The organism is Paenibacillus sp. J23TS9, assembly GCF_018403225.1.
GTDB lineage: Bacteria > Bacillota > Bacilli > Paenibacillales > Paenibacillaceae > Paenibacillus_AQ.
The window spans coordinates 99,965-126,264 of sequence record NZ_BOSG01000002.1; the positions used below are offsets into that span (position 1 = coordinate 99,965).

23 protein-coding genes are annotated in these 26,300 nt (G+C 48.5%); 9 read left to right on the forward strand and 14 right to left on the reverse strand.

Going from position 1 to position 26,300, the window contains the following annotated elements; all coding sequences use genetic code 11:
* The first annotated feature begins 127 nt into the window (after positions 1-127).
* Both KJS65_RS16025 and KJS65_RS16030 read left to right on the forward strand, forming a co-directional pair.
* Positions 128-1,408, forward strand: coding sequence for an ArsB/NhaD family transporter (locus KJS65_RS16025; protein WP_213650921.1), 1,281 nt, complete (start codon positions 128-130; stop codon positions 1,406-1,408).
* Positions 1,409-1,459: 51 nt separating this feature from the next.
* On the forward strand, positions 1,460-1,741 hold the full coding sequence (locus KJS65_RS16030; RefSeq protein ID WP_213650922.1) for a hypothetical protein: 282 nt from the start codon (positions 1,460-1,462) through the stop codon (positions 1,739-1,741).
* A gap of 108 nt (positions 1,742-1,849) precedes the next feature.
* Here KJS65_RS16030 and KJS65_RS16035 read toward each other — a convergent pair whose 3' ends face one another.
* Positions 1,850-2,740: an AraC family transcriptional regulator gene (locus KJS65_RS16035; RefSeq protein WP_213650923.1), complete on the reverse strand. Its 891-nt coding sequence runs from the start codon at positions 2,738-2,740 to the stop codon at positions 1,850-1,852.
* A 238-nt stretch (positions 2,741-2,978) separates the two neighbouring features.
* Between KJS65_RS16035 and KJS65_RS16040 the strand changes: the two genes are divergently transcribed.
* The 4 genes from KJS65_RS16040 to KJS65_RS16055 are packed head-to-tail and all read left to right on the forward strand — an operon-like array spanning position 2,979 to position 8,162.
* The gene (locus KJS65_RS16040) at positions 2,979-4,289 is read left to right on the forward strand and encodes an ABC transporter substrate-binding protein (RefSeq protein ID WP_213650924.1); all 1,311 of its coding nucleotides are present in this window, start codon (positions 2,979-2,981) and stop codon (positions 4,287-4,289) included.
* Positions 4,290-4,348: 59 nt separating this feature from the next.
* Positions 4,349-5,305: a carbohydrate ABC transporter permease gene (locus tag KJS65_RS16045; RefSeq protein WP_213650925.1), complete on the forward strand. Its 957-nt coding sequence runs from the start codon at positions 4,349-4,351 to the stop codon at positions 5,303-5,305.
* A 14-nt stretch (positions 5,306-5,319) separates the two neighbouring features.
* Positions 5,320-6,147, forward strand: a complete 828-nt coding sequence (locus KJS65_RS16050) for a carbohydrate ABC transporter permease (protein WP_213650926.1) — start codon at positions 5,320-5,322, stop codon at positions 6,145-6,147.
* Positions 6,148-6,176: 29 nt separating this feature from the next.
* Complete coding sequence (locus KJS65_RS16055; protein WP_244864593.1) at positions 6,177-8,162, forward strand: glycoside hydrolase family 127 protein; 1,986 nt, start codon at positions 6,177-6,179, stop codon at positions 8,160-8,162.
* An 88-nt stretch (positions 8,163-8,250) separates the two neighbouring features.
* Here the strand turns inward: KJS65_RS16055 and KJS65_RS16060 are convergent, their stop codons facing one another.
* From KJS65_RS16060 to KJS65_RS16070, 3 genes are all read right to left on the reverse strand, one after another.
* Entirely contained in the window at positions 8,251-8,694 is a 444-nt protein-coding gene (locus KJS65_RS16060) for a hypothetical protein (RefSeq protein WP_213650927.1), read from the reverse strand.
* A complete protein-coding gene (locus KJS65_RS16065) occupies positions 8,694-9,068 on the reverse strand; it encodes a zinc ribbon domain-containing protein (RefSeq protein WP_213650928.1) in 375 nt (124 codons plus the stop codon). Before KJS65_RS16065 ends, KJS65_RS16060 begins: the two co-directional genes overlap by 1 nt.
* 127 nt (positions 9,069-9,195) lie before the next feature.
* Entirely contained in the window at positions 9,196-10,125 is a 930-nt protein-coding gene (locus KJS65_RS16070; RefSeq protein WP_213650929.1) for a hypothetical protein, read from the reverse strand.
* 190 nt (positions 10,126-10,315) lie between these two features.
* Here KJS65_RS16070 and KJS65_RS16075 point away from each other — a divergent pair, with 190 nt between their 5' ends.
* Positions 10,316-10,945, forward strand: coding sequence for a peptidylprolyl isomerase (locus KJS65_RS16075; protein ID WP_136608110.1), 630 nt, complete (start codon positions 10,316-10,318; stop codon positions 10,943-10,945).
* Between the two features lie 191 nt (positions 10,946-11,136).
* A complete protein-coding gene (locus KJS65_RS16080) occupies positions 11,137-11,871 on the forward strand; it encodes a ZIP family metal transporter (RefSeq protein ID WP_213650930.1) in 735 nt (244 codons plus the stop codon).
* A 40-nt stretch (positions 11,872-11,911) separates the two neighbouring features.
* Here the strand turns inward: KJS65_RS16080 and KJS65_RS16085 are convergent, their stop codons facing one another.
* The 3 genes from KJS65_RS16085 to KJS65_RS16095 all read right to left on the reverse strand — a co-directional run bounded on the left by KJS65_RS16085 (position 11,912) and on the right by KJS65_RS16095 (position 14,197).
* On the reverse strand, positions 11,912-13,087 hold the full coding sequence (locus KJS65_RS16085) for an MFS transporter (protein WP_213650931.1): 1,176 nt from the start codon (positions 13,085-13,087) through the stop codon (positions 11,912-11,914).
* A 256-nt stretch (positions 13,088-13,343) separates the two neighbouring features.
* A complete protein-coding gene (locus tag KJS65_RS16090; RefSeq protein ID WP_213650932.1) occupies positions 13,344-13,655 on the reverse strand; it encodes an ArsR/SmtB family transcription factor in 312 nt (103 codons plus the stop codon).
* 65 nt (positions 13,656-13,720) lie between these two features.
* Positions 13,721-14,197: a MarR family winged helix-turn-helix transcriptional regulator gene (locus KJS65_RS16095; protein ID WP_213650933.1), complete on the reverse strand. Its 477-nt coding sequence runs from the start codon at positions 14,195-14,197 to the stop codon at positions 13,721-13,723.
* A gap of 183 nt (positions 14,198-14,380) precedes the next feature.
* Here KJS65_RS16095 and KJS65_RS16100 point away from each other — a divergent pair, with 183 nt between their 5' ends.
* Positions 14,381-15,652: a serpin family protein gene (locus tag KJS65_RS16100; RefSeq protein WP_213650934.1), complete on the forward strand. Its 1,272-nt coding sequence runs from the start codon at positions 14,381-14,383 to the stop codon at positions 15,650-15,652.
* 135 nt (positions 15,653-15,787) lie between these two features.
* On the opposite strand, the gene KJS65_RS16105 is transcribed toward KJS65_RS16100, so the two are convergent.
* The 7 genes from KJS65_RS16105 to metG form a co-directional block, all read right to left on the reverse strand.
* The gene (locus KJS65_RS16105) at positions 15,788-17,737 is read right to left on the reverse strand and encodes an ATP-dependent DNA helicase (protein WP_213650935.1); all 1,950 of its coding nucleotides are present in this window, start codon (positions 17,735-17,737) and stop codon (positions 15,788-15,790) included.
* A gap of 156 nt (positions 17,738-17,893) precedes the next feature.
* Positions 17,894-19,051 (reverse strand): AI-2E family transporter, encoded by a 1,158-nt coding sequence (locus KJS65_RS16110; protein WP_213650936.1) that lies wholly within the window; start codon positions 19,049-19,051, stop codon positions 17,894-17,896.
* A gap of 3 nt (positions 19,052-19,054) precedes the next feature.
* Positions 19,055-20,365 (reverse strand): hemolysin family protein, encoded by a 1,311-nt coding sequence (locus KJS65_RS16115; protein ID WP_213650937.1) that lies wholly within the window; start codon positions 20,363-20,365, stop codon positions 19,055-19,057.
* A gap of 110 nt (positions 20,366-20,475) precedes the next feature.
* On the reverse strand, positions 20,476-21,669 hold the full coding sequence (locus tag KJS65_RS16120) for a GGDEF domain-containing protein (protein WP_213650938.1): 1,194 nt from the start codon (positions 21,667-21,669) through the stop codon (positions 20,476-20,478).
* Between the two features lie 223 nt (positions 21,670-21,892).
* Entirely contained in the window at positions 21,893-23,386 is a 1,494-nt protein-coding gene (locus tag KJS65_RS16125; RefSeq protein WP_213650939.1) for a DHA2 family efflux MFS transporter permease subunit, read from the reverse strand.
* A 46-nt stretch (positions 23,387-23,432) separates the two neighbouring features.
* The gene (locus KJS65_RS16130) at positions 23,433-24,062 is read right to left on the reverse strand and encodes a TetR/AcrR family transcriptional regulator (protein WP_244864630.1); all 630 of its coding nucleotides are present in this window, start codon (positions 24,060-24,062) and stop codon (positions 23,433-23,435) included.
* A 227-nt stretch (positions 24,063-24,289) separates the two neighbouring features.
* Positions 24,290-25,924: a methionine--tRNA ligase gene (gene metG / locus KJS65_RS16135; protein ID WP_213650941.1), complete on the reverse strand. Its 1,635-nt coding sequence runs from the start codon at positions 25,922-25,924 to the stop codon at positions 24,290-24,292.
* Between the last annotated feature and the right edge of the window lie 376 nt (positions 25,925-26,300).

The window sequence follows — 26,300 nt, forward strand, 5'->3', positions numbered from 1 at the left end:
TCTCGTCCTTCTTGAGGTCCGCATGTGGCAAGCTTCTCCTGGAATTAAAGGAGGAATTAGAACTTGATATAATGCTAAATCTAATGACATGACGGACCGCAACGAAGAACATTACGGGGAGGAAATTATGGAACAACAAACGATTTTGGCTATTGCTATCTTTTTAATTGCTTATGCACTGATTATTTCGGAGAAAATCCACCGCACGATCGTCGCCATGATTGGCGGGGCGCTGATGGTGATTCTCGGAATTGTAAGCCAGGAAAAAGCTATCCATCATATCGATTTCAATACACTCGGTCTCTTGATCGGGATGATGATCATTGTCAACATCACGGCGGAAACGGGACTATTCAAGTTTGTCGCCATCTGGGCCGCAAAAAAAGCCAAGGGGCGGCCGCTGGCCATCCTGCTTGTCCTCATGCTGCTCACTGCGGTTGGGTCTGCATTTCTGGACAATGTAACCACTGTACTGCTGATGGTGCCCGTTACCTTTAGTATTACACGCCAACTGCGGGTCAATCCGATCCCGTTTCTGATCACGCAAATTATTGCTTCCAATGTCGGCGGTACAGCAACCTTGATTGGCGATCCGCCGAACATTATGATCGGCAGTGCCGTCAAGGAATTAACGTTTATGGCCTTCATTCAAAACCTGATGCCAATTGCGCTGGTTATCCTTGCCCTTCTGATCCCGATTTTCATTTTTCTCTTCCGCAAACAGATCAAAACAACGCCTGAGCTGATGCAGAGCATTATGGATCTGGACGAGAAGGAGCTTTTGACAGACCGTAAGCTGCTGACCAAGTGCCTGACCGTACTTGGACTTACGATTTTCGGATTCTTCATCCATCAGCTCGTTCACATTGAATCCGCCACGGTGGCTCTGGCTGGAGCTTTCCTGCTTCTGCTGCTGACCGGAGAGCATATGCTTGAGGAAGCATTCGCCAAGGTAGAGTGGCCTACGATTTTCTTCTTTATTGGATTGTTCATACTCGTAGGCGGCCTCATCGAAACGGGAGTGATCGCCACACTGGCTGAAAAGGCGGTTGCGCTCACCGGAGGCAATGTGACCTCGACCTCCATGCTGATTCTATGGCTGAGCGCGATCGCCTCCGCCTTCATCGACAACATCCCGTTTGTTGCAACGATGATTCCAATGATTCAGGATATGGGTAGCATGGGCGTAAGCAATCTGGAGCCCTTATGGTGGAGTCTCGCGCTTGGTGCATGCCTCGGCGGAAACGGTACACTGATTGGTGCCAGCGCGAATCTGATCGTTGCCGGCATGGCGGCCAAAGAGGGATATACGCTGAAATTCACGACATTTATGAAATATGGTTTTCCCATTATGATTTTGTCCGTTATTCTAGCTAGCGGCTATGTATATTTACGTTATTTAATGTGATAAATGAAGTAAGTGGGGAATATGTCAATTCATCGAAATGGAGGCGCCAGCATGCTGACCTATCGCTGCAACGAGGATGTTGCTATCATAACGGAGACCATTAATGAAGAGGATGTCGAGTTTCGGATTCACCTGCTTCAGGAAGATCCCTATCTGGGTCGTCTAAAAGAAATACGACGCTACTTTGAAGATAATGATATCTACACGGATGCGCTTTTCTATATTTACAAAAACCACGAATATGGTGCCATCGTTCGCAAAGCCTATTATACGGATTTTGTGTTAGCACTGATGAAGCATGGTTTGCTCCGCCGTGTGGAATGGAAGGACTGATCCGCAGAGTAGAGAACATGGAGGGCGAAAGCCCTCCTATTTCTTTGCCCTAATCTTTTCCTACACGGTATCGAGTTCGTCCATGAAAAATACGAAATTGTCCACCTGTCAATGGTCGTTCATATGGATTTTATAAAAGGCATGCCGGTACTCGGTTGGAGTCATATTTTCATATTTTTTAAACAGTCTCATAAAATATTTCTCGTCATGAAAGCCTACAAACTCCGCTATGCTCCTTATGCTCATTGAGCTGCGGGTCAACAAATCCTTTGCCTTGGACATTTTCATCAGATGTATGTATTCCTGCAGATGGTAGCCTGTCTTCTTCTTGAAAAATCGAGACAAATAATCTTTGTTGTACAGGAACTTATCCGCCACATCGGAAACGGAAATCTCCTCCTTCATATGAATCCGTATCCATTCAATCATTTCGGATATAATCTTGTCGCCCTCAGGCAGCTTGGATGAATTGTAATAATCGGTTATCATTTGCTCCGACAATTCAATCAAGAGAGACGTCGTGATGTAGCAAGCCGCTTGCTGCGTATAGTAATGTGAATTAACCACATGCTGCAGCTGCTGAAATAGGATGTTTACCCGCTCTACAGAGGACGGTGCATAATAAAGCGGAATACATACTTCTGAAAAATACTTGGTCGAGTCCGGCTTGTTAAGCTTGGACAGCTCACCTGCCAGCTGCTCGTCATCCAACAATTCATAGTCTCCGTCTGTAATGAAATGAAACCAAAAGAAGGATACTCCGCTCTCGCACATTCGATACCCCTGATGAATCTCTCCAGGTAGCAGCAATAGCACATCGCCGGACCTGACCTCGTACTCCGTATTTCCTTGTGAAATATAGAGGCACTTACTGATCCCGATAATAATTTCAAAAGAGTCCAAAACTCTCTCGCTATGCGCCCAGGGAATGTTGGACACAAACACTCCCCCGGACACAAATTCCACAGGCTTTTCAATATTCGCCTTCAAGTAGTACATCCGGTCCCTCCCCTCTCTCCATGATTATCTGGAATTCCACTCAAATCTATCATCATGTCAGAAAACACTGAATTTTGACAGCGCTTTTATATATATCGAATCTGTCCACCTAATGTGGCTTAACCGCTACTTACAACCCGTATATCAGATGCTAATATATTTTTTGTAAACGCAATTATAGTCTCTTTGCGAAGCGTATTGGTCAGGTACTTTAACTTGTGAAGGAGGGTCTATCGGGATGAAAAAGCTACGTATTGTTTCGACCATGATACTAAGCTCGCTCCTATTTACTGCTTGCTCGAACTCAAATGCAGGTACTACGCCGTCTCAAGAAAATGCCGGGGAAGTCGTTACTTTGAAGTTTATGGGCTGGGAAGCAAGCCCCCTGGAAACCCAATCCGTCAAAAAGGGCTTGGAACATTTTATGCAGGAGCATCCAAACATCAAAGTGGACTACCAGCCTGTGCCCAACACACAATATCCGCAAAAATTGCTGACTATGCTGGCCGGAAACGCTGCCCCGGATGTCTTCTTTCTTGGAGCGACCGAATACCGGTCATTCCAGAAACGGAATGTACTCCTGGATTTGACGGATAACTTCGAAAAGGATATGTCGCTCGACGATTTCATTCCTTCCTCCGCTCAAATCATGAACATCGACGGAAAAATCTTCGGTGTGAGCAGCTGTATCGTTTCCCCTGTACTTTACTATAACAAGGATGTATTTGACAAAACTGGAATGGCTTATCCCCCGAGTGACCCGGCTAAAGCGTGGACATGGGATCAATTTGTCGATACAGCCAAGAGGCTTACGGTTAAAGATGGCAGCAAGGTCGTACAATACGGCGCATTCGGATTTGAAAATTTCTATGTAGGCACCTCTGAGATATTGTCCAACGGAGGCATGTTGTTCAGCAATGACTACTCAAAAATGAATATCAACACTCCTGAAGTTAAACAGGTCATGCAAAATATTCTCGATCTTAGAGTTAAAGACGGCGCATCCCCTACAGCCAAGACGCTGGAGAGCGTGGGTATGAAGGCAAATCAGATGCTGCAGACCGGTAAGGTCGCCATGGTGGCAGACGGCTCCTGGGCGCTTCAAGAGCTTGCTACGATGGGCTTCCCTGTTGGCGTAGCCGCTTTGCCTACATTTAAGGATGCCAAAACGACGGGGCAAGCGCATGTTCATGCTGCTTCAGCTAAAACAGCCCATCCTGAAGAAGCTTGGGAGCTGCTGAAATTCTTATCCTCAGAGGAGTACCAAATCTCCAACATCAAAGAGGGATTATGGATGCCCAACCGCAAGTCGCTGTATACCGAAGAAGGCGTCAATAAATGGTTTAATGATAAGGTTCACCCGGCGGGCTTTAAAGAGCTGCTCCCTTACTTCTCAAACGCCGAAGTCTATCCTTTTCCGATGATCACTAAAAACATAGTTAATGACATTATCACAGAAGAAACGGATAAGCTGTGGTATTCCGGCCAAAGCGTCGACGACACGCTGAAAAACATAGAAAACCGCTCCAACAAAGAGCTCGCCAAATAAAAAGAATGGTATGAAATTGTAGCGATAATCAGAGGCTCCAAACTATGAGAGGTGATCCTATGAATACCGAGAATCACTCCGGTCTGGCAGGCAATGAAGCAATATACGCTGCAGCCAAACAAGCCGGCTTAACCTCCACACTCCGTAAATGGTTTCAAAAAGACGGCGCATGGGCGCTGCTGCTCCTGCTGCCGAATATTTTAGGATTCTTGGCCTTCACGCTGATTCCTGTACTTGGCTCCTTCATGCTCAGCTTCACATCCTGGGATATGCTGTCACCGGTCAAATGGGTAGGCGTGGATAACTATGCCAACCTGGTCAAGGATGAAACATTTATCAAGGTATTTTGGAACACGATCTACTTTGCCGGTGTTTCCGTTCCTCTCGGCATGGTCATTTCCCTGCTGCTAGCTGTTGCGCTGGACCGTGATATCCGTTTCAAGAAGTTTTACAGGGCCGCCTATTTTCTCCCGGTTGTCTCTTCCATGGTAGCCGTAGCCGTCGTATGGCAGTTTATATACAACCCGGAGTATGGCCTGCTCAACTACTTTCTTGGCATGCTTGGCATTGCAGGTCCGAATTGGCTAACCAGCACCTCTTGGGCCATGCCGGCTGTCATTCTAACAAGTATCTGGAAAAATGTCGGTTTCAATATGCTAATCTTTCTGGCCGGCCTGCAGGGGATTTCCGAAAGTTACTATGAGGCCGCGGAGCTGGACGGGGCCAGATGGCATCATAAGTTTTGGTATGTCACCGTGCCGCTGCTTTCTCCAACCACTTTCTTTGTCACCGTAATGTCCTTTATCGGCTCATTTCAAGTGTTCGATACCGTCTTCTTAATGACTCAGGGCGGTCCGGCCCGTTCTACCTCGGTCATCGTCCATTATCTGTATGAAAATGCCTTTAAATATTTCAATATGGGTTATGCGAGCGCGATGGCCTATGTGCTGTTCTTCATGATGTTTATCGTAACGGTTATCCAGTTCTGGTATCAGAAAAAACGGAGCGCTTATTAAGAGGGGGCAGAACGATGAAAAAGCAGACCGTGCTGAACATCACCGCTCACCTGGTGTTATTGGCCGGAGCGGTGACCATGATCTTACCCTTTCTATGGACGGTCAGCACGTCCCTAAAGCAGCTGAGCGAAGTGTTTGTGTTCCCGCCGAAGCTGTTTGGCCAAGAAATCCGCTGGGTCAATTATTTGCATATTTCAGACCGTTTTCCATTCAGCATCTACTTTTTGAACAGTCTCAAAATTACGATTATTATCGTGATCGCGCAGCTGATTACAAGCTCCCTGGCCGGATTTGTGTTCTCTCGGCTGCGCTTTAGAGGTCGCGATCCACTCTTTGGGCTATATTTGGCTACGATGATGGTACCAGCGCAGGTCATGATGATACCGAATTTTATCGTCATGAGGCACTACAATCTGGTCGATACCCACTGGTCACTAATTCTTCCTGCACTCGTGTCCGCTTTCGGTACATTTCTGCTTAGGCAGTTCTTTTTGACGGTCCCCTCAGCCTTGGAGGATGCCGCAAAAATGGACGGCTGTACACCATTCGGAATGTATTGGCGAATTTTTGTTCCGCTATCCAAACCCGCCATGGCCACACTGGGCGTATTTGTCTTCATGGGTTCCTGGAATGATTTTTTGGCTCCTCTCGTTTATATCAACACGCAGAATAAAATGACGCTTCCTCTCGGTCTCGCTTCCATGCAGGGCATGTATTCCACGGATTGGCCTGTGCTAATGGCAGGCACCGTCATTACGATTATTCCGCTCATCATCATTTTCCTGCTTGCTCAGGATTTCTTTATCAAAGGCGTAACTCTATCGGGATTAAAAGGTGAATAACTCCAAAATCGAAGGGAAGATCGTTACTTATGGAAAGAACAAGCCCTCTTTTAAAGCAGTCCATGCTGCCCGCATCGATCAAGCAAGTGCGTATTCATGACACCTTCTGGTCACCTAGACAGCTGGGTGTGATTGAGACAGTCGTTCCTTACCAGTGGGATGCTCTAAACGATAACATACCAGACGCCGAACCAAGTCACACGATTGAAAATTTCCGCCTCGCTGCCAAAGAAGCAGATGGCGAATATTACGGGATGGTATTTCAAGACAGCGATCTCGGCAAATGGCTGGAGACTGTCGGCTTTGTCCTCTCGGTCACGCAAGATCCGCAGCTGGTTCAAATTGCCGACGAAGTAATCGACCTGCTGGAACGCGCGCAGCAGCCTGATGGATACCTCAACACGTACTATACGGTAAAGGAACCGGGTAAGCGCTGGACAAATCTTCGCGATAATCATGAGCTCTATTGTGCCGGCCATTTGATGGAAGCAGCGGTCTCCTATTATGAGGCCACAGGCAAAACGAAGTTTCTCGATATTATGAGCCGGTATGCTGACTATATTGCCGAAGTTTTCGGCAAGGAAGAAGGGCAGAAGCGCGGATATGATGGTCACCCCGAAATTGAACTCGCACTGGTCAAGCTGGCACATGCTACAGGTAATAAAGCTTATATGGAATTAAGCAAGTTCTTCGTCGATGAGCGCGGTCAGCAGCCCCACTTCTTCGATCTCGAAGCCCAGGAAAGAATTGAAGCCGGTGATCTTTCCAGAGACAAGCCAAATCAAAAGAAACGCATTTATGATTACTTTCAGGCACATCTGCCCGTTCGCCAGCAGCAAACGGCGGAAGGCCATTCCGTTAGAGCTGTCTATCTGTATAGTGCTATGGCGGATTTGGCAGCGGAATACAGCGACGAGGAGCTGATGAATGCTTGTAAGGAGCTCTGGAGAGATACGGTTCACCGTAAAATGTATGTCACTGGCGGCATCGGCTCGTCTGCATATGAGGAACGTTTTACGATTCCCTTCGACCTGCCGAATGACCGGGCTTATACGGAGACATGCGCTGCTATCGGACTGATGTTCTGGGGGCATCGTATGCTGCAAATCGAAAAAGATCGGCAGTACGCCGACGTTATTGAACTCGCCCTTTTCAACGGCGTTCTTAGCGGCATTTCACTGGATGGTAAAAGCTATTTTTATGTAAATCCATTGGAGGTATGGCCCCAAGCAGCCGATTTCCGCAACGATATGAATTCAGTCAAGGTCACAAGGCAGCCGTGGTTTGGCTGCGCATGCTGTCCGCCTAATATTGCCCGGCTTCTTGCCTCATTAGGCCAGTACATCTACTCCCATCAAGACGATGACCAGGAAATATATGTCCATCAATATATAGGAAGTACGCTAGATGCGACCCTGAGTGGGAAGCAAGTCCGATTGTCGCAGCAAACAAACTATCCGTGGGACGGTCAAGTCACTATAGAAGTGACATCAGCAGAACAGATCGAGTTTACAGTAGCCGTTCGCATTCCAAGTTGGTGCAAACAGGCCGAAATCCGCGTAAACAACGTGCCTGCCAACGCCTCCAATCACGAAAATGGATATGTCAAACTTCGCAGGGAATGGCAAACCGGTGATCGCATCGAGTTAAATTTGGATATGCCAGTAGAACATATTCATGCCCACCCTCAGCTCAGAGCCAATGCCGGCAAGGTTGCCCTTCAGCGGGGTCCGGTCATTTACTGCTTAGAAGAAGAGGATAACGGAGCTAACCTTCAGGATATCACCATTCCAAGTGATGCCCGGTTTCATGTCCAATTCGCTGAGCATCTCTTGGGTGGTGTCTCCATATTAACTGGTATCGGAACGCGCAGCGTCTACCCATCAGGCGATGACCAATTACTCTACACTACACAAGGCTTCTGCAGGGAGAACGTACCGCTAACGGCGATCCCTTACTTTGCCTGGAGCAACCGCTCCCGTGGTGAAATGACTGTTTGGATGAGGCAGCACTGATTCAATATAAATGAACAAAAGCCGGGAAGACTGTCTTCCCGGCTTTTTTATGCACGCTACATTATGTATGTTGGTTATGGATTAAAGCTTAAAATCTATGTGTCTCACGTCCGGAGTGGTTGACATTAGCATAAGCGGAAGCCGTATATCTAAACAAAACATATCCAAGACCTACGTAAACCAATGCGCCGACCAAACCGCCAAGTCCGATGTTATTGAATGGGAACAAAATAACAAAGGCGTTGATCCATAGCGCATACGGCAGGTATTTGACATTTCCGGACACCAGCGTCATCCACGCTCCGATCCAAAACGCGTAAAGAGCGATCAGAAGCAGCGGAATCGTCACAAAAATGACATTCAGTGCATGGTGGGAGGAGTACGGGAGAATGGCGTACAGCAGTTCATGCAAGAACTGGATCCCCAGGGCCCCAAACAACAGGTGAAGCTCGAATGGAGCCAGCACGCCGTACAGTCTGAAGGACTGAAACCATTTTCTAGTCTCCTGCAAAACCACGGAAAATTGCTGCACTACACATCCCCCTCCTGTTTTTCAATCTCGATAAACTGATGTCCGCATTCCGGACAAAATCTCGCAGCAACCGGAACCGTATGGCCGCAGGTGCATTTCTTCTCATCTGCAATGACATTGATTTGATGCAGGTTCAGCTGAATCTCGTCCTGAAGCTGCACAATCCGATCAACCATCGGCTGCAGCTGCTCGGGGCTGCACATGCTCTCCCGCTCCAGCGAATCAAACACCATTTTGCCGATATGCTGGTATTCCTGCTCAATCTCCTTTTGCTTGCTGGAATTCTGCATCTTGAGACGGTTTACTTCCACCGCAATCTTGGCCTTGTTGCCCGCTTCGGCCACGCCTGACTTCAGCTTGTCAAAAAAACTCATAAAACCTCAGCTCCTTTCGATAATTGTTCGGTTCATCCCATGTGGTTAGGTATTAAGAATTAATTATAAAGCCCGATCCTGGCTGGGTCATGCGGCTAAAGTATCATTTCCATGATTTAGGAGGACATCACTCTGCGCGCTCAATGATCAATTCATATCTTCGCTTTATATCCGTCAGACGCGATTCCATCATCCGGTACTCCTTCTCCAGCTGCCTGACCATCTGTTTGACTGCATCCAGCTTATCTTCCACCTTCGAAAGAGTCTCGTTGATCCGGCCCTGCACCATCCAATCGGAAATAAAGCCGTCAAAAAAGTAGTCTGAGAAACGAAGGAAGTTTCCGATGTCGATCTCTATGGAAAGACTTTGCTGCACATCCTGCAGCTCTTTTCCGAACCTGCGCAGGCTGGCCTCCGCGTCATGGATGTAATCCATTGCTTCATCTATATTGTTATGCTTGATATGCGTCGATATCATTCCCCCGCCAAGCATGTCATAGGTACCCCAGTTACGTGCTGAATGAAGGTGGTCTCTCGCTTCTTCCAGATCATGAAGCACGTAATGACCGGCCTGTACCGCTTCCTGCATCTCTTTTAATTGTATCGCCAGATCTGTCTGCTGCTCCGAAAGCTCTGCCAATTCACCGTTCTGCTGCAGTATAATTCTTTCCTTTTCCTGCAAAATACGCTCATATTCTATATCCGAATAGCGTACATCCTGAAGCAGCTTCTGCGTTTCCCCGCATTGCTTTCTTATATCTTCAACAGCACGTACCGCCGCATCATACTTGGCTTTTGCCTCCAGTACCTCCAGCTGCTCACGCTCCAGCTTCTCTTCCTTTTTGCCGATCAGACCGAAGAATAGCCCGGATAAGGAGGTTCCGGTTAAGCGATCCACATCTTTCTCTTCATCCGCCAGACGCTTCTTCCATCCATCCGCTTCCTGCTCACGTTGATTGAGCTCGGCTTCCAGCTCCTGAAGACGCTTCCCCCATCTCTCTTTATTTCTCATGCTCTCCTTCAGTTCAGTCAGACGAGCATTCGCCGCTTCAAACATCCGCATCCCCTCCACGTCAATTTTTACATGCATTACCTTTTAAACGTGTTTGGCCGCGAGAAGTTTCAATAGATTCGGAAAAGCCCGTCCCTGAATCGTATGCCGGGGCTGTTTCTGACACAAGCTAGATTTTACTGCGGAAAATCGATATGATGGGATAAGATTGCATAAAGGAGTGAACATGGATTTCATGAAATTCAAAAAAGCTTACCTTCCACTCATGATCATGATCGTAGCTGCGCTCGCGCTCGGCGGCTGCGGCAAAAAAGAAGAAAAGTCGGCGGAGGCCAAAAGCTGGACAAGCGCGCCGAAGATGGAGATTGACACAAGCAAGACCTACGAGGCTGAGGTCAAGACATCCAAAGGCTCGTTCACCATTGAGCTCTTCGCCAAAGACGCCCCGAAGACGGTTAACAACTTCGTATTCTTGTCTAAGGAAGGCTTCTACGATGATGTGATATTCCACCGCATTATTGAATCGTTCATGGTTCAAACTGGCGACCCGACGGGAACCGGTGCTGGCGGTCCGGGATATACCTTCGAGGATGAGAAAACAAGCTACAAATATGAGCCAGGCATCGTAGCCATGGCCAATGCCGGAGCGAATACGAACGGCAGCCAGTTCTTCATCTGCACAGGTGAAGACAGCACCTCACTGAATCAGCAGCCAAACTACACCATCTTTGGTAAAGTAACGGATGGAATGGACGTCGTGAAGAAAATTGCCGCAACACCGGTTGAAACAAACCCTGACACAGGCGAGCAAAGCAAACCAACGGAAACGGTGAAGATCGAAAGCATTAAAATCAAGAAAAAATAAGCGAAAAAGGACCGCTCTTCAGCCAGCCAGGCTGAAGGGCGGTCCTTTTTGCATTTACTCGTAAATCAAGGTCCGGCCATATACCGATTAAACCTCTTGGGAATAGTTTTGCGAATAGTGAGCAGAGCTTGAACATATTTTGGTACAAACAGGATTCGTGATGCGCCGATTTCTTTTTAACAGGAGGACCCATGAACACTATTATACTTGGAAGCTTGGCCACCTCGATATGCACAGCACTAGGTGCCCTGCCGGCGCTGATGTTCTCCAACGTGACACACCGGGGGAGAGACATTCTGCTCGCGTTTACGGCAGGCATTATGGTCGCCGCTTCGACTTATGGCCTGATCCCGTCAGCGTTAAAATTGTCCAACCTATGGATTCTCACGATCGGCACGCTGCTGGGAACGGTTATCCTTACCCTTCTGGAGCTGCTGATTCCCCATCAGGATTTAAAGCATTCGGCCCAGGATATTGACAATAGCCGGACTAGCTCTCTGCTGTTCCTCTCCGCGATGGCGCTTCATAATTTGCCGGAAGGATTATCCGTAGGAGTCAGCTATGGAAGCAGCAATCAGGAACTCGGTACAATCGTCGCTTTAAGCATCGGTCTGCAAAATATACCCGAAGGATTCCTGACGGCATTGTTTCTCATTACCCATGGATTACGCAGGCGTACCGCCCTGCTTTTGGCTACGCTTACCGGTATACTGGAGCTTGCAGCCTGCTGGGTCGGACTGGAGTTTACCGAAAGCTTCAGCGCCATTGTTCCTTACGGTCTCGCCTTCGCGGCAGGCGCCATGCTGTTCGTTGTCTATAAAGAACTCATTCCCGAAAGCCATGGTGATGGCAATGAGCGGGCTTCCACCTTTTCATTCATTTTTGGTCTGCTTACCATGATCGCTCTGACTCATCTCCTGAGATAAAAGTGGCACGTAGACACCCTAATTTCCTGGAGAAAATAAGTTAATGATGATGAACCTGCCCCATACTGGTGGTGTATATTTTCAACTTGACCAGAATCAACACGAAGGCCAGCGCTGCAAATAGCATTCCGCCCCAGATCAGCTGGTGGATGCCAAGCCGGGAAATGATCCAGCCGCCGAGGGATGATCCCAGCGTAATGCCAAGATTTGAAAAGGATACGAACAGGCTGTTGCCAAACTCCGGCGCCTCATTCACCTCTGTCATAAGCCAGGTTTGGCTGACAATGAGACCTCCGGAATGAATCATTCCCCATAGAAATACCACGAACAGCATCGGGACAAAAGAAGTGCCCAGCGCATAAATAAGCAGGTAGATGACGAGATAGAGCAGCGGGAAAGCCACAACGGTTCTGATCATATTCTTTTGCAGCGAGCCGCCGAACAGGAAGTTGCCGACAATCATAATCACGCCAAATACCATCAGCATCACGCTGATCCATGAACCGCTCATATGCGTAACTTGTCCAAGATATTCAGCAAAGTAGCTGTAAACCGAAAACATCGCCGCGAAAATGCAGGAAACCGCAGCAATATTCAGCCACACGGCAGGCTTCCGCAGGATGCCAAGCTGCTTGCCGTAAGACATTTTCTCCTGGACCGGCATCGATGGCAGCAGGATCAGAATCCCCGCGAAGGCGATCGCGTTCACGGCAGCTGCGAAGAGAAAAGCCGCCTCCAACGAAATCTGCTCCGCCAGATAGGAAGTCAGCGGAACGCCGAACGCAAAACCAACGGTGATGCCGGCAAAAACCTTTGTCACCGCCTGGCCGCTTTTTTCCGGTGAAACAAGCTGTGCCGCCGTGACAAGCGCAATCGAGAAAAAGACCGGATGGAAAATGGCGGGAATAATGCGAAAGACCATCAACACCTCAAACCGGCCGGTCAGGGCATAAAAGATATTGGACATTGCGAATATAAGAACCGACAGGCTTAAGATAACCTTCCTGTTCATTCCGGAGGCGAGCAGCGTTACAAAGGGGCCTGAAACGGCAACAACCAGAGCAAAAACACTCACCAGAAGTCCCGCCTGCGCAGTTGAGATATTGAATTTTTGTGTTATCTGCGGTAAAACACCTACGATTCCCATCTCGGTCGTGATGATGCCGAATACCCCCAAAGCCAGAATGATGATAAGCAGCGGGCTGTTTTTTTTCATGGAACTCTCTCTCCAATCTGTATCTATATCATTTCATATTTATATATCTATATATTTAGATTTGTTAGAACAGCAAACCATATCTCGTCCTTACTTGCCCTCCTTCCATGTTTAAATGATGATCAGCGTTTAACCTTCGCCATTATACATCTAATTATCTAGATATGTAAATATTAAGACGCAAAAAAAAGGAGTTTCCTCCTTTTTCAAGTTCATCATATTCCCGGTATGCTGCAAAGTCAGATGAGCATTTTTCCTACAGTTCGTTTCGAATATATTCGGCAAAGTCCTGAATCGTTTTCTCGTTCCGCCGGTAAAAGGTCCATTTGCCCACCCGTTCTGCTTCCAGCAGTCCCGCCTTCTGCATCATTAATAAATAACTGGAGACAACGGATTGGGCCATTCCGGATTGTTCCTGTATATCACTCACACAGGCACCGATTTTAAGCGTGAGTCCCTGCTCCAGATAAGGCGTTTCATCGAAGTAGTCTTCCGGATGTTTCAGCCAGAACAAAATCTGGCGGCGTGTCTCATTGGACAATGCTTTTAAGATTAAGGAAGGTTCCATGTGTTATTCGATCCTTTTTTAAGATTATAAAAATATAAATGGATAAGGGTACGTAGAGGATTGGTCTACCACGTTGGCCGCAGCTTTTGCGACAGATCCCCTTCGCTTATGCTTTGAATAATCTGTTTCAAATCAGAACGTATCATATTCAAGTGGTCAGGACCTATGATCTCTCCCCACCGGTGTTCGATTTTCGTATAAATACCTTCCTTGGCTTTGATCAGTGCCCAACCACGCTCTGTAAGCACAACCAGCTTGCCTCTCCCGTCCGAGGGATGGGGCTTTCTTATTACATAACCGCGATCCTCCAGGTAGTCCAGCATCTGGCTTACCGCCTGCTTGGATATACCCAAAAGATCAACCAACGTTTTTGCCGTGGCCCCGTCCGGAATCAGCCCCTGGAACAGAAAACCGTGCATAGGCCGGATGTCTCCGAATCCAAGCTCATTCAGCCGCTGGTGAAGCTCCTGACTGAGGGAACTGAAGGCGAGCGAAAACAATGATGCCAAATCGTCTTGATGTCGACGGGGTGTTTTGGGCATAAGTCGTACAACTCCTTGCTGTGAGTAAAAGTTAAAAATTGGTCAGTTTAGTTGACTTCTATCTTCATTATACCGTTCCTGTTCAGGTAGAATCAAATCAGGTTTGGATTTTCGAAGTGCAACATCCTATTATCTGGAAGCGTCTATGAATATCATGTGAAAAGACAGGAGGCGTGAATGATCATGACTGCCAAAAGAGGGTACAAATCCATCCTGCTTTGCACTTCGCTGCTGCTGATATCTGCCTGCTCCGGCCCTTGGCTGGGCTCTTCCGCCAATGAAAAAAATATACCCGTTCTCTCCCAGGATGAACGGAAGCGGATCGCGGACAAGCTTGATCCTGCTATCATTCAAGCACAAAATAAGTTTGGCCTTCAGCTCCACCATGAACTGGCACAATCCGCGGAGAGTGGAGAAAACATCATCCTCTCACCCTACAGTATTTTTACCGCTTTAGTGTTAGCTTATAACGGCAGCAGCGGGAAAACTTCCAAAGAAATGGCTCACACACTCGGACTGGAAGGCTTCAGCAAGGAACAGGTAAACGCCTCCGGGCGTACGCTACAGACGCTTCTGGAGGATGCCGGCTCAGGCGTCCGCTTGAACACAGCCAACTCCATCTGGTACCGCAGTGGCTTGGAGATCAAGGACATATTTATGCAATCGGCTCAAAACAGCTATCACGCCGAAATTCAGGCAGTCGATTTTCAAAAGGAAAAAACGCTGAAAGAGATCAACGGATGGGTTAACAAGCATACCAATGGCAAGATCCCTTCCATTCTCGATCAAGTACCCGATCCCTCAACGCTGGCTATATTACTGAATGCAGTCTATTTTAATGGCGCCTGGCAAACCCCCTTTAATCCGCAGAATACCCGGGAAGGCTCCTTTACCCGGCCAGACGGCTCCGTTCAAAAGATTCCTATGATGATGCAAGGCGGCATGTTCGAATATAAAGAAACACCCAAAGCACAGGCCATCCGCCTTCCTTACGGTGATGGGCGTTTGAACATGCTGATTGTACTCCCCGCTAAGGGGCAATCGCCGGACATCCTGATGGAACAGATCCTTCAGGATCCATCATCCTGGCAGGGACGGTTTGACCATGCATCCGGTGAATTCCAGCTGCCGCGGTTCAAAGCTGAATATACGGGGCAATTAGAAAAATCCTTAATGAAAATGGGCATGAAGCAGGTCTTTGATCCGGCAGCGGCTGATTTTACCGCCATCTCTGATACCAAGCCGCTTTTTATATCTTCCATCCTGCACAAGACGGTGCTTGATGTGAACGAAAAGGGAACAGAGGCTGCAGCTGTCACCGAAATAGGCATGGCTGGTTCGGCCCCGCCGAAAGAAAGGTTCCAGATGATTGTGGATCATCCCTTCTTCTTCTGCATTGAAGACAGTCAGACCAGTCTATGGTTGTTCCTTGGTACCATTGTGAATCCTTCTTAAGAACAAAATATTATATATGCGATAAAAGAAAAAGAACTTCAATATCTGCTGCATGGAGCAGCGATATTGAAGTTCTTTTTCTACTTATTTATATCATGAGTTATTGATCTAATGAATGATTTAACGCCGCAGAATTCAGGCCTGCTCCTGCAGCTCAACGCCTTCCGGAAGGACCGCCAATACCCGCTCTCTAGCCGTAGGATTGGTGCGCATCTCTTCGCCCAGAATAACGGCGATCCCACGGTCATCACGGGAACGGATCAACCGACCGATGCCCTGTCTGAACCGCAGCAGCATATGCGGCAAATCTACTTCCTCGAACGGATCTTTCGCTGCGTTCCTCTTGGCGATGAACACCGGATCATGCGGAGGAAACGGCAGCGACCATATGATGACGTTCGAAAGCGATGGTCCCGGTACATCCAGGCCCTCCCATAGGCTGACTGCGCAGAGCACACTTTCTTCCTCACGCTGGAAGGCCGAAATCAGATGACTGATTTCCCCGTCGCCCTCGAAATAAAACTGCATGCCAGTAAATGCAGGCTCTTCCGCAGCCCTTTGCTTAAACAGGCGCAGCTCTTCACGGGTTTTGAAGAGGATCAGGGCTCTACCCCCGGTTTTTTGCAGCAGCCGCACTGCTTCCTTCATTTTACCGTCAAATCCATCCTCAAGATTCCACGCCGGCGCCATAGCCTCCATTTGCTCCTCGTATTCATAGGGTGAGGCAACCGAGAAGGACAGGAAACTGCCGATCCCGAGGCTGTCAGCCACATAACGAAAAGATCCATCCACGGAGAGAGTAGCCGATGAGAACACAATCGGCATTTTGAGGCCAAATACATGCTCTTCCAGCACTTCCTTAACGCTTTTCGGCATTATGGAGAGCGTCAGCCCTTCCGGGCTGTCTGTAACCCAGCAGATCAACGCTTCCGAACGCTCGAACAGCATCAGCGCCTTCTGCATCATTTCCAGATGTTCTTCCACGATGCGGAGCTGGTAATCATCAAGCGTATACAGCTCGCTTTCAAACACCAGCTCTTCCTCAATCGCAGTCAGTAAACTCCGGAATTGATGCACCTCTCGAAGCAGCTCCTCGCTCAGCAGAATTTCTTTCCGGTCCGAGCCCGGAATCAAGCGGCTCGAACGCCCGAAAGCAGCGAACATCGCTTCACTCTGCACGATCGCATTATCAATGAGCACTGCAAGTGTCTCACGGATTTCATTCTGCAGCAGCCGGGTAATGAGTTCTTCAAACACGACATGCTTCATTTTATATCCGAGGGCCTTCATGGCCGCAGATTCCAGCAGATGCCCCTCGTCAAATACAACGGAAGAGTGCTCAGGCAAAAGAGGCAGCTGGCCTTCGCGTTTGCGGCCATCATACGTCCATACATGCTCCAGATAATAATCATGTGAACATATGATTAAATCAGCGGAACGCCGGTAATGGTCCCGTGACAGGGTCTGCCCGCAGCGGTGACGCCGGTCGCAGGTGAAGCAGTCCTGGAAGGAATCCCAGTTGATCTGCTGCCACTGTTCGTCGGTAAGCTGCGGATAGTCTCTCCGGTCACCGTATGCATGAAAGGACTGCATTGGAGCATGGGAGTACACAAAATCCGGCAAGCCGGCAGCAATGCCGTCCCACAGCATCTCTTCGTCACCTTTCATGCGCGCATCGTCCAGCTTTCTCAGGCAAAGATACTGATCCGGCGATTTACCCAGACGCGCGTCAATGACCAGATCCAGATGCCGGGCCAGCTTCGCAATATCTCCTTCGGGCTTCACCAGCTGTTCAATCAGAGATTCATCAGCGCAGGCAATAACCGCCGGTTTGCGCGTGTAACGCGCATAGCACACAGCGTATAAAAGATACACCAGCGTCTTCCCCGTCCCTACTCCTGCCTCGGCAAAAATCGTTTTTTTCTCGGCAAAAGCCTTTTCCAGTTGAAACGCCATATATATCTGCTCATCACGGACCTCAAAGCCCGCCTCAGGCAGCAATTCGTAAAATACATCCGCCACCCATTCACCCGCTTGCTGAATAAAAGGCCGTGCAGGATCATACGTAAAAGGGTACCGTTCCACGTTTATATTACCTCCAGCTTTCACTTAAAAATCTATTCTCTTCACTTGTCCCATGAAGACTAACATCCCATTATCACACTTCCTGCGCGGAATTACAATGGATAATATAGAAAAAAAGACCGCAGTTGCCCCTGCGGCCTCTTGATTCTGATGCAATTAACCTTCCGGCTTCACCGGCTCATGCTCATATAAGCGTGAGCGTATTTTGAACCATTGATAAATATGGGAAACCACGACTTTGAGCACCGCATATCCCGGAACCGCCAGTAAAACGCCGACGATGCCAAACAGGTTCCCGCTCGTCAGAATTACGAAAATAATCGTAATCGGATGAATTTTGAGGCTTTTGCCCATGACTTGAGGTGAAATGAACTTCCCTTCGATCAACTGTACGACCGTCCACACAATGACCATTTTCAGCAGCATGATCGGCGATGTCACCAGCGCCACGATCAGAGCCGGCGTGATTGCAATCACAGGCCCAAGGTAAGGCACTACGCTTGTAAAGGCAGCAATGACGGCCAATATGAGCGAATATTTCAGACCGATGATAATATAGCCAACGAAAAGCAGCGCACCGATACAGAAGCTCACGATGATTTGCCCACGGATGTAAGAACTGATCTGATGGTTCATTTCGCTCATCACACGGTTGGTTTCACCGCGCAGCCTCGTTGGTACGAAGCCCTGAATGAATCCAGGCAGCTTTTTACCGTCTTTCAACAGGTAGAACAAAATGAATGGAACGGTCACAATAGCGAGCACAATTTCGATCAGATTGCCGAGAAAGCCGCCGATTCCCGTCCACGTCTTATTCAAAAACGAGGTTGCCTTTTGGGATATGGTCTTAACGACTTCCTGCGGATCAAAGCTGATGGAATCCTGGAATTGGTTAACCAGCTTACTGCCCATCAGATGTTCAAACTGTACTCTGGCCGTCTCGCTGTATGCCGGGAAATTACTGACCAGGTCCATAATCTGTTCCCGGATCACCGGTATGACAAGCGTGAGCAGCACAGCAATAATACCGATAATAAATACATACAGCATCAAAATAGACTGAAGCCGCCCCACCCTGTGCTTTTCCAAAAAATCCACGATCGGATTCAGCAGGTAATACACAATTCCCGTGAGAATGATTGGCAGTACGACTGTTTTCAACAACACGATGACCGGATGAAAGATAAATGATATTTTGCTGAGCACCATAATGTTGATGCCAATCAGGAGCAGAACCAGCAGAAATAATACAAATCGGTTGTTCAGGAAAAACCGTTTGAAGCGGCTCGCCCAGTTGACGGAAGAATTGTCCATTCTTTATTCCTCGCTTCGTCTTTTCTTGATAATTTCCAGCTTGCAGAAACGGTTATGATCCCTTTCCAGAAGGATGAACGTCACGCCGTCCTGCGTATAGGACTCCTTCTCCTCCATCTCATTGCTCTGACTGTATAGCCAGCCGCCAATGGTATCCCATTCTTTTGTGTCCAAGTCGAGATTGAAATAATCATTAATTTCCGAAACAGACACCATGCCATCAACGATAAGATGATTCTTTTCCAGTTCCTCAATTTCTTCCTCTTCATCACCATCGAATTCATCGCGAATCTCTCCAACGATCTCCTCGATGATATCCTCAATTGTCACGATACCTGAAGTACCGCCATATTCATCGATCAAAACAGCCATATGGGTGCTTTCACTCTGCATCCGCTGCAGGAGCACATTAACCGGAGTCACTTCCGAGACGGCCATCACCGGATGGATTAGCTTTACCACATCGACATGCGGATCATCCTCGTAAGCCAGGAAAAACTGCTTCGTATTAATGATGCCGATCACATTGTCCTTACTGCCGTCGATGAGAGGAAAGCGGGTATACTGCTGTTCTTTAATAATGTCGACATTTTCTTGCCGCGGCTTGTTTTTATCGAGACAGATCATATCGGTGCGCGGAACCATGATCTCCTTGGCCAGCATATTATCAAACGCAAAGATCCGGCTTACATATCCGAATTCATTGTCGTTAATTTTTCCACTTTCATGACTTTCGCTTAAAATAATCTGCAGCTCTTCCTCCGAATGGGCTTCCTCATGCTCCGAGGCCGGCTTGATGCCAAACAAACGGACCAGCTGATTCGCTGAGCCATTGAGCAGCCAGATGAACGGGTACATAATTCGATTGAACCAGATAATCGGAGGTGCAAACAAGACCGCGATCGTTTCCGCTTTGCGGATGGCAACGGTCTTTGGGGCAAGCTCCCCTATAACGACATGCAAATAGGTAATGACAACAAAGGCAATCACCAAAGACAAGATCGAGCTCAGACCTTCGGAAAAATGCCATTTTTCAAACACAGGATGAAGAATTTTCTCCACTGTCGGTTCCCCGAGGAAACCCAAAATAAGTGATGTAATGGTGATCCCTAACTGGCAAGCGGACAGATATCCGTCCAAATTCCCCAGCACCTTCTTCACCGCTCCAGCACCCTTACGCCCCTCTGCAATCATCTGATCCACCCGGCTCGCACGGACGCGGATAACCGCAAACTCCACGGCTACAAAAAAGGCCGATAACCCGATCAAAAATACAACCAAAACCAAATTTAAAATATACCTGTCACTTTCCATTGATGCATCTTCTCCTTATAAAAAATTAAAATATGATTTCTAACTTGCTTATACGATACTTCAGAGGCTTAGGTTTCAATCCAATTTGAAGTAATCCCTTACAAAGCATGCTATACATATTCAATAACCCCCTGCTGCTCTTCCGTAAACCGGATACGTACAGCACAGTTTCGCCCCCGGTGTTTGGCCTCATATAAAGCGTTATCGCTCCACTTGTACAGCTTGTTTACACTCGGTTCGAAACATCTATTCAGGGTTACGATCCCCATGCTAATCGTGACATGTACCGGAATGGATGGCAGCTGCATATCCTCCACCGATTGCCGGAGCTCCTCTGCTGCTGCATCGGATTCTTCCTCATTCATGCCCGGCAGCAAGATGGCAAATTCATCGCCCCCGAATCTGCCGACAAGGCCTACGTCTTTCAGCTTTTCCTGAATCAGCGCGGACATACCCGCAAGGACGCGGTCGCCGGCAATATGCCCGTATGTATCGTTAATCGTCTTATAATAATCGATGTCAAACAAAATGAAGGATACGGCTGACCTGCTTCTCGATAGCTGGATCAGTACGCCTTCTGCCTGCTCGATAAAGGTTCTGCGGTTAAGCGTTGCTGTCAGATCATCATAGGTAGCCATCCGGATCAAACGCTCATCTGCCTGCTCCTTATACAGCAGGATAAACCCTGTATTCTCCAAAATCATAATGAGGTACAAGGACAAAAAGGACAGTGCCTGGTACACGCTGGGCGTGAAAAAGCCCATGGGCTGATCCGTAAACAGCGTAAGCAAGGCCCGGCCTAACAAACCGATAACGACAATGACGTACAAATAGCCCATCAGTCTCTTAAGCTTGGATGTATAGCTCCCCGTGATCATCCGGTACACCGGATATACCAAAAGCATTCCCGTGCAAAAGGAGGCGAAGGCGATCCGCGCATCTTCGGTGCTGCCTAGGAACACCAGGAGATTAAAACCGATGATACTGAATAAAGTGAAAGCGATATATCTCCTTTTCACTTGGCGGTTATAAGCATGCTGAACCATGGAAAGAGCAACGGTTTCCACAGCGATTCCAACAAACAGAATGGAGTTCACAAGACCCAAGGAAATATAATCAGGAATGCTTCCCCGAAAGATAACCAATCCCCATCCGATGACCTCTAGCCATTTGGATGCATAAAATGTGTTGATCAGTCTGTCCTTTTTATGTCCATATCGGTAGGCGCTGATTAATATGACGGTGAAAAGATGCCCGAGCACGACAGAAATAAATGCAGTTTTCATATCCAATGATAAAACCATGCTTCTCTGATCACCATCTCTTAGAATTAATAAGCCGGTATTATGAAATTGATTCCGTTAGAGAAGATTATACCAGATTACAAAAAATTACAGATAAGATATTGCAAATAAATGTCGAAATTTCCGATCTGTTTTCTTCCATTTCAGAAATGGAAAAGCAGCAAAAAGCCTGGAAACGTTTCGATCGAAACCGTCTCCAGGCTTTTTTGTACCCGACTGAAATTTAATGGCCAATCATAAGCGATGGATCCGGTCTTCCTTCTTCCCCGGCTCCTACTTCCATCTCCTTCGGCTTGCGGAGGATCAGACAGAGGGCAACGGCTACCACGGCCAGCCAGGCAGCCAAAATAAACACGTCGTCGAAGCTCTGGATTGAAGCTGTCAGCGGATTGGCGCTTTGGCCCGCTTCGGTCATATGATGCGTCACGCGGCTGGTCAGGAATCCGGTCATGCCCGCTACGGCGAAGGATACGACCACCTGCTGCAGTGCAGCCGTCAGTGGCGTCACGCGGCTAACCCACTGGCGCGGGGCCGCATTCAGCACATGCGTGTTCAGCGGCATCATCGATAAGCCCATGCCGAAGCCCATAGCGCCGAGAATCGGCATAATGTAATAAAGCGACGTGGTCGCATCAATCCGGCCGAGCAGGAACAGCGCCACCGCGATGATAACCAGACCAATGAAAGAAACCGGTCGCGCGCCGTACTTGTCGAAGAACTTGCCGCCGATCGGCATTCCAATTCCGGAGCACAGCGCCTGCGGAAGCAGGATCAACCCGGTTTCCAGCGGCGTGAACAGGCGGATATTCTGAAGATACAGAGGAACAAACAGCATACAGCCGAACAGTGCAGCCTGCATGATCCACGTCAGAATAATCCCGCGCGTGAAGTCCGATGAGCGGAATACGCGCAGTTCAAGCAGCGGATTCTTATGAATGAGCTCCACGAATACAAACAGAATTAAGGCGACTCCGCCCACGATCAGGCCAAGCTCTGCTCCTCTGGAGGTCCAGGAAACACTGCCGCCTTCATTAACGCCATAAGCCAGCATCGAGAAAGCGATGGGTGCCAAAATGATCCCGAGCAGATCCAATTGCTTGGGTGCATGGTGGTCCGCCTTAGGCAGATAAGCAATACCCAGGATGACAGCGACCACGCCGATCGGCACGTTGATCAGAAAGATCCAGCGCCAGGAAGCGTATTCCACCAGCCATCCGGAAAGCACCGGTCCCAGGGCCGGAGCAAGCAGCATCGGAACCCCCAGCATACCCATGATGGCGCCCCTGCGCTCCGGCGGAGCGAGTTTAAACACCATCGCCATTCCGATCGGAGCCACCATACCTCCCCCAATTCCTTGAATGACGCGGTAGATAATGAGCTGGGTTGAGCTTTGGGCAATAGAGCACAGAGCCGAACCAAGGACGAACATAATGACAGTCGTAACGAATACCTGTTTTGCTCCAAAACGGTCGGTCATCCAGCCGGCAAGCGGTATAACTGCCGCCAGTGCAAGCGTATAGCCGGTGATGGCCCATTGTATCGTTTTCAAATCACTTCCAAAAATGTCCACAAGCTTCGGAACGGCGACATTCACAACCGTCCCATCCAAAATGACCATAATCATCCCAACAATAATCGCCAGAAGCGGCGGAAGAATGGCCTTAAGCGAGAACGGCGCTTCCTCTGCGGCGGTATGACCCGCCAATGGTTTAGACATAGTTTTCTCCACTCATTTCTATATATAGTTTATCAATCATGATGTTCTAAGAGCTCTGGCTGTATTTGTGAAAATAAAGATTAAACAGCATTTCGATCTGCAGCTCAAGCGTTGGCAGATGGATTTCCGGTGCAGGCTCTTCTCCGGCCAGATTCATATAGGAATTCATAATAACCGGGTAAAAAACCGCTCCATAGAGCTGTACCATCATACCGCCTAACACCGTTTCGTCAGATTCCTGCGTGATTTCCCTTAAAGTGCTGAGCAGCTTCTCGGTCTTCATGACCTTGTTATAGCGTGCATATTCATGTTGGGAGCAGAGGATCAGACGGCTTTGATCCATCATTTCCTTGGCAAGACCGGGATACTGCTGCAGATGACTGAGATAACGGTAAAAAAACTGCTTCAGCCGCTCAAGCGGCTCCAACGAATCATCCTCCAGCACCGCAAAGGCATCATCAAAGGTACCGACCAGCTTGCCGATAGCCTTAGTGATCAGCTTATCTTTAGAGCCAAAATGATAGTTCACGAGCGCCAGGTTCGTCTCCGCCTTCTCTGCAATTCTGCGCAGCGTCGCACAGGCGACCCCTTCCTCCTGAATCAGCTCGACGGTAGCGTTTAATATGTCCATTTTCGTATCGGTTCCTGTTGTATGTACCGAGCTGTCATCCTTCATCAAAGTTTCCTTCGTCCCCCCTTCAAATATATTAAATTTAATTTAAACACCGTTTAATACATCGTTTAATTTAACTGCCGCGGGTTTCATTGTCAAGAAATTTTGTTAAAAAGCAGGACACTGCAGGTCCATCAGCTGCGGATCAAAGATTGCATATCTTTGGCGCCGCTTGGCCTGCAGTATCTAAAGCTTCTACCCTAGGCGCTACAGTGGTGGACCTGTAATACCTACTCCTTACGCAGCCGCTCAGTCTCCTCTGAGATCCGGGCCACATCAATTCGTTCGAACAACAGCTCCAGATCGCGGATCTCACGTCCTGCCGGAATGGTTACAAGCTCCCAAGATGGCTCGGTCATGGATAAGAAGCCCCGGATCTTTTGGCAGGAGAAAGGAATAAACGGTTCCAACAGGTTGCTTAGATTCGCAATGATCTGCACGCAGTTGTAGAGGATGGCTCCGCATACCTCTCGGTTTTCCTTGATCTGGAGCCATGGCTTCATGTCGTCAAAATACTTGTTGGCCTGGCGTACAAAAGAAAATATCCCCTCAATCGCCTCTTTAAAACGGCCCGCTTCGATCCGTCTTCCCGAACTTTGGTACAGCGCAGATATCGTTTCTTTCCATTCATCCGGGAGCTCCCCTTCCGGTACCTTACCATCAAACGATTTGTTGATAAAAGCAAGCGTCCGCTGCACAAAATTGCCGAAGGCACCCAGCAGCTCGCCGTTATGGCTGTAGATAAACTCTCTCCAGGAAAAATCGGCGTCCCGGTTCTCCGGTCCGTTTGCAATCAGAAAATAGCGGATAGAATCCGGATGATACCTGGCAAGCAGGTCGGGAACCCATACGGCCCAGTTACGGCTGGTCGAGAACTTCCTGCCTTCAAGGGTCAGATATTCGCAGGAAACAATATGGTCCGGCAGGTGCAAACCCTGGACCCCGAGCAGGATCGCTGGCCAAATTAGCGTGTGAAACGGTATATTATCCTTGCCGTGTACATAATACGCGGTGATATCCCCCTCATCCTCCAGCCAGAAAGGCTCCCACTTCCTCCCCGTTTGCGCTGCCCACTGCTTGCTCGCAGAAAGATAGCCGCTGACGGCCTCAATCCAGACGTATATTTTCTTCTCCTCGTAGTCCGGCAGTGGCACATCGACTCCCCATGTCAAATCCCGCGTAGCCGCCCGGTCCTGAAGACCTTCCTGCAGATAACGCCTTGTCATTTGAACGGCATTATCCCGCCACCCCCCAGCCTGATCCGCATAGTGGGACAATTTCTCTTGAAACTTAGACAATGCCAGATAATAATGCTCTGTAGGCCGTTCTACTGGTGTATTCCCGCAGAGCTTGCAGGTCCGTTCCTTCAGGTCTGATGGGTCCAGCAGCGTAGAGCAGTAATCGCATTGATCTCCCCGGGCATGCTCGCCGCAGACCGGACAAATACCTTCCACATATCGGTCTGGCAAAAAGCGCTGGTCTACTTCGCAGTAGGTTTGCAGAACCGTCTTTGGATACAAATATCCTTGCTCCAGCAGCTTTACAAACAAATCCTGAACCGTCTCATGATGCTGCGGCTGATCCGTGCGCGTATACAGGTCATAGCTGAATCCAAGCTGTTTGAAGCATTCGCTAAACTCCTGGTGATACCGCCCGGCAAAATCTCCCGGCGCTATCCCTTCCTGCGCCGCCTGAACGGCAACAGGCGTCCCATGGCAATCACTGCCGGAAACATACAGCACATCCTCACCCTTAGAACGGTAATAGCGCGCCAGTACATCACCGGGCAACAAGCTCGCGAGTCTGCCTAAATGAAGCGAACCATTGGCATAGGGCCATGCCCCGCCGATAAAAATATGTGCCATTTTAAAACCTCCCTTTTTCAGTAGAAACGCAAAAAAGCCCTCATCCCCAAAAGGGACGAGAGCATCAAGCTCACGTGTTACCACCCAAATTCATTCATGCCTCGCGGCACTCACCTTATCAGGTACGCCGCAGTAAAGCCGCGGTTATACCTTAGCACGTTAACGGATGCGGGTTTCCGGCACAGCCTACATCCGTAACCGGATTCGGTGCGCAGCTCCAAGACCATGTTCCCGTGGGTTTTCCTTTGCTCCTTTTCAGCTTCCGGAGCTCTCTGTTCAAAGGCGTCGCCGCGGTACTCTTCTTTTCATCGCTTTTAGTTCGCGTTTGAAGTTATTGGAAATTATACACGGCTGCAATTCCCCAGTCAATAGGGTG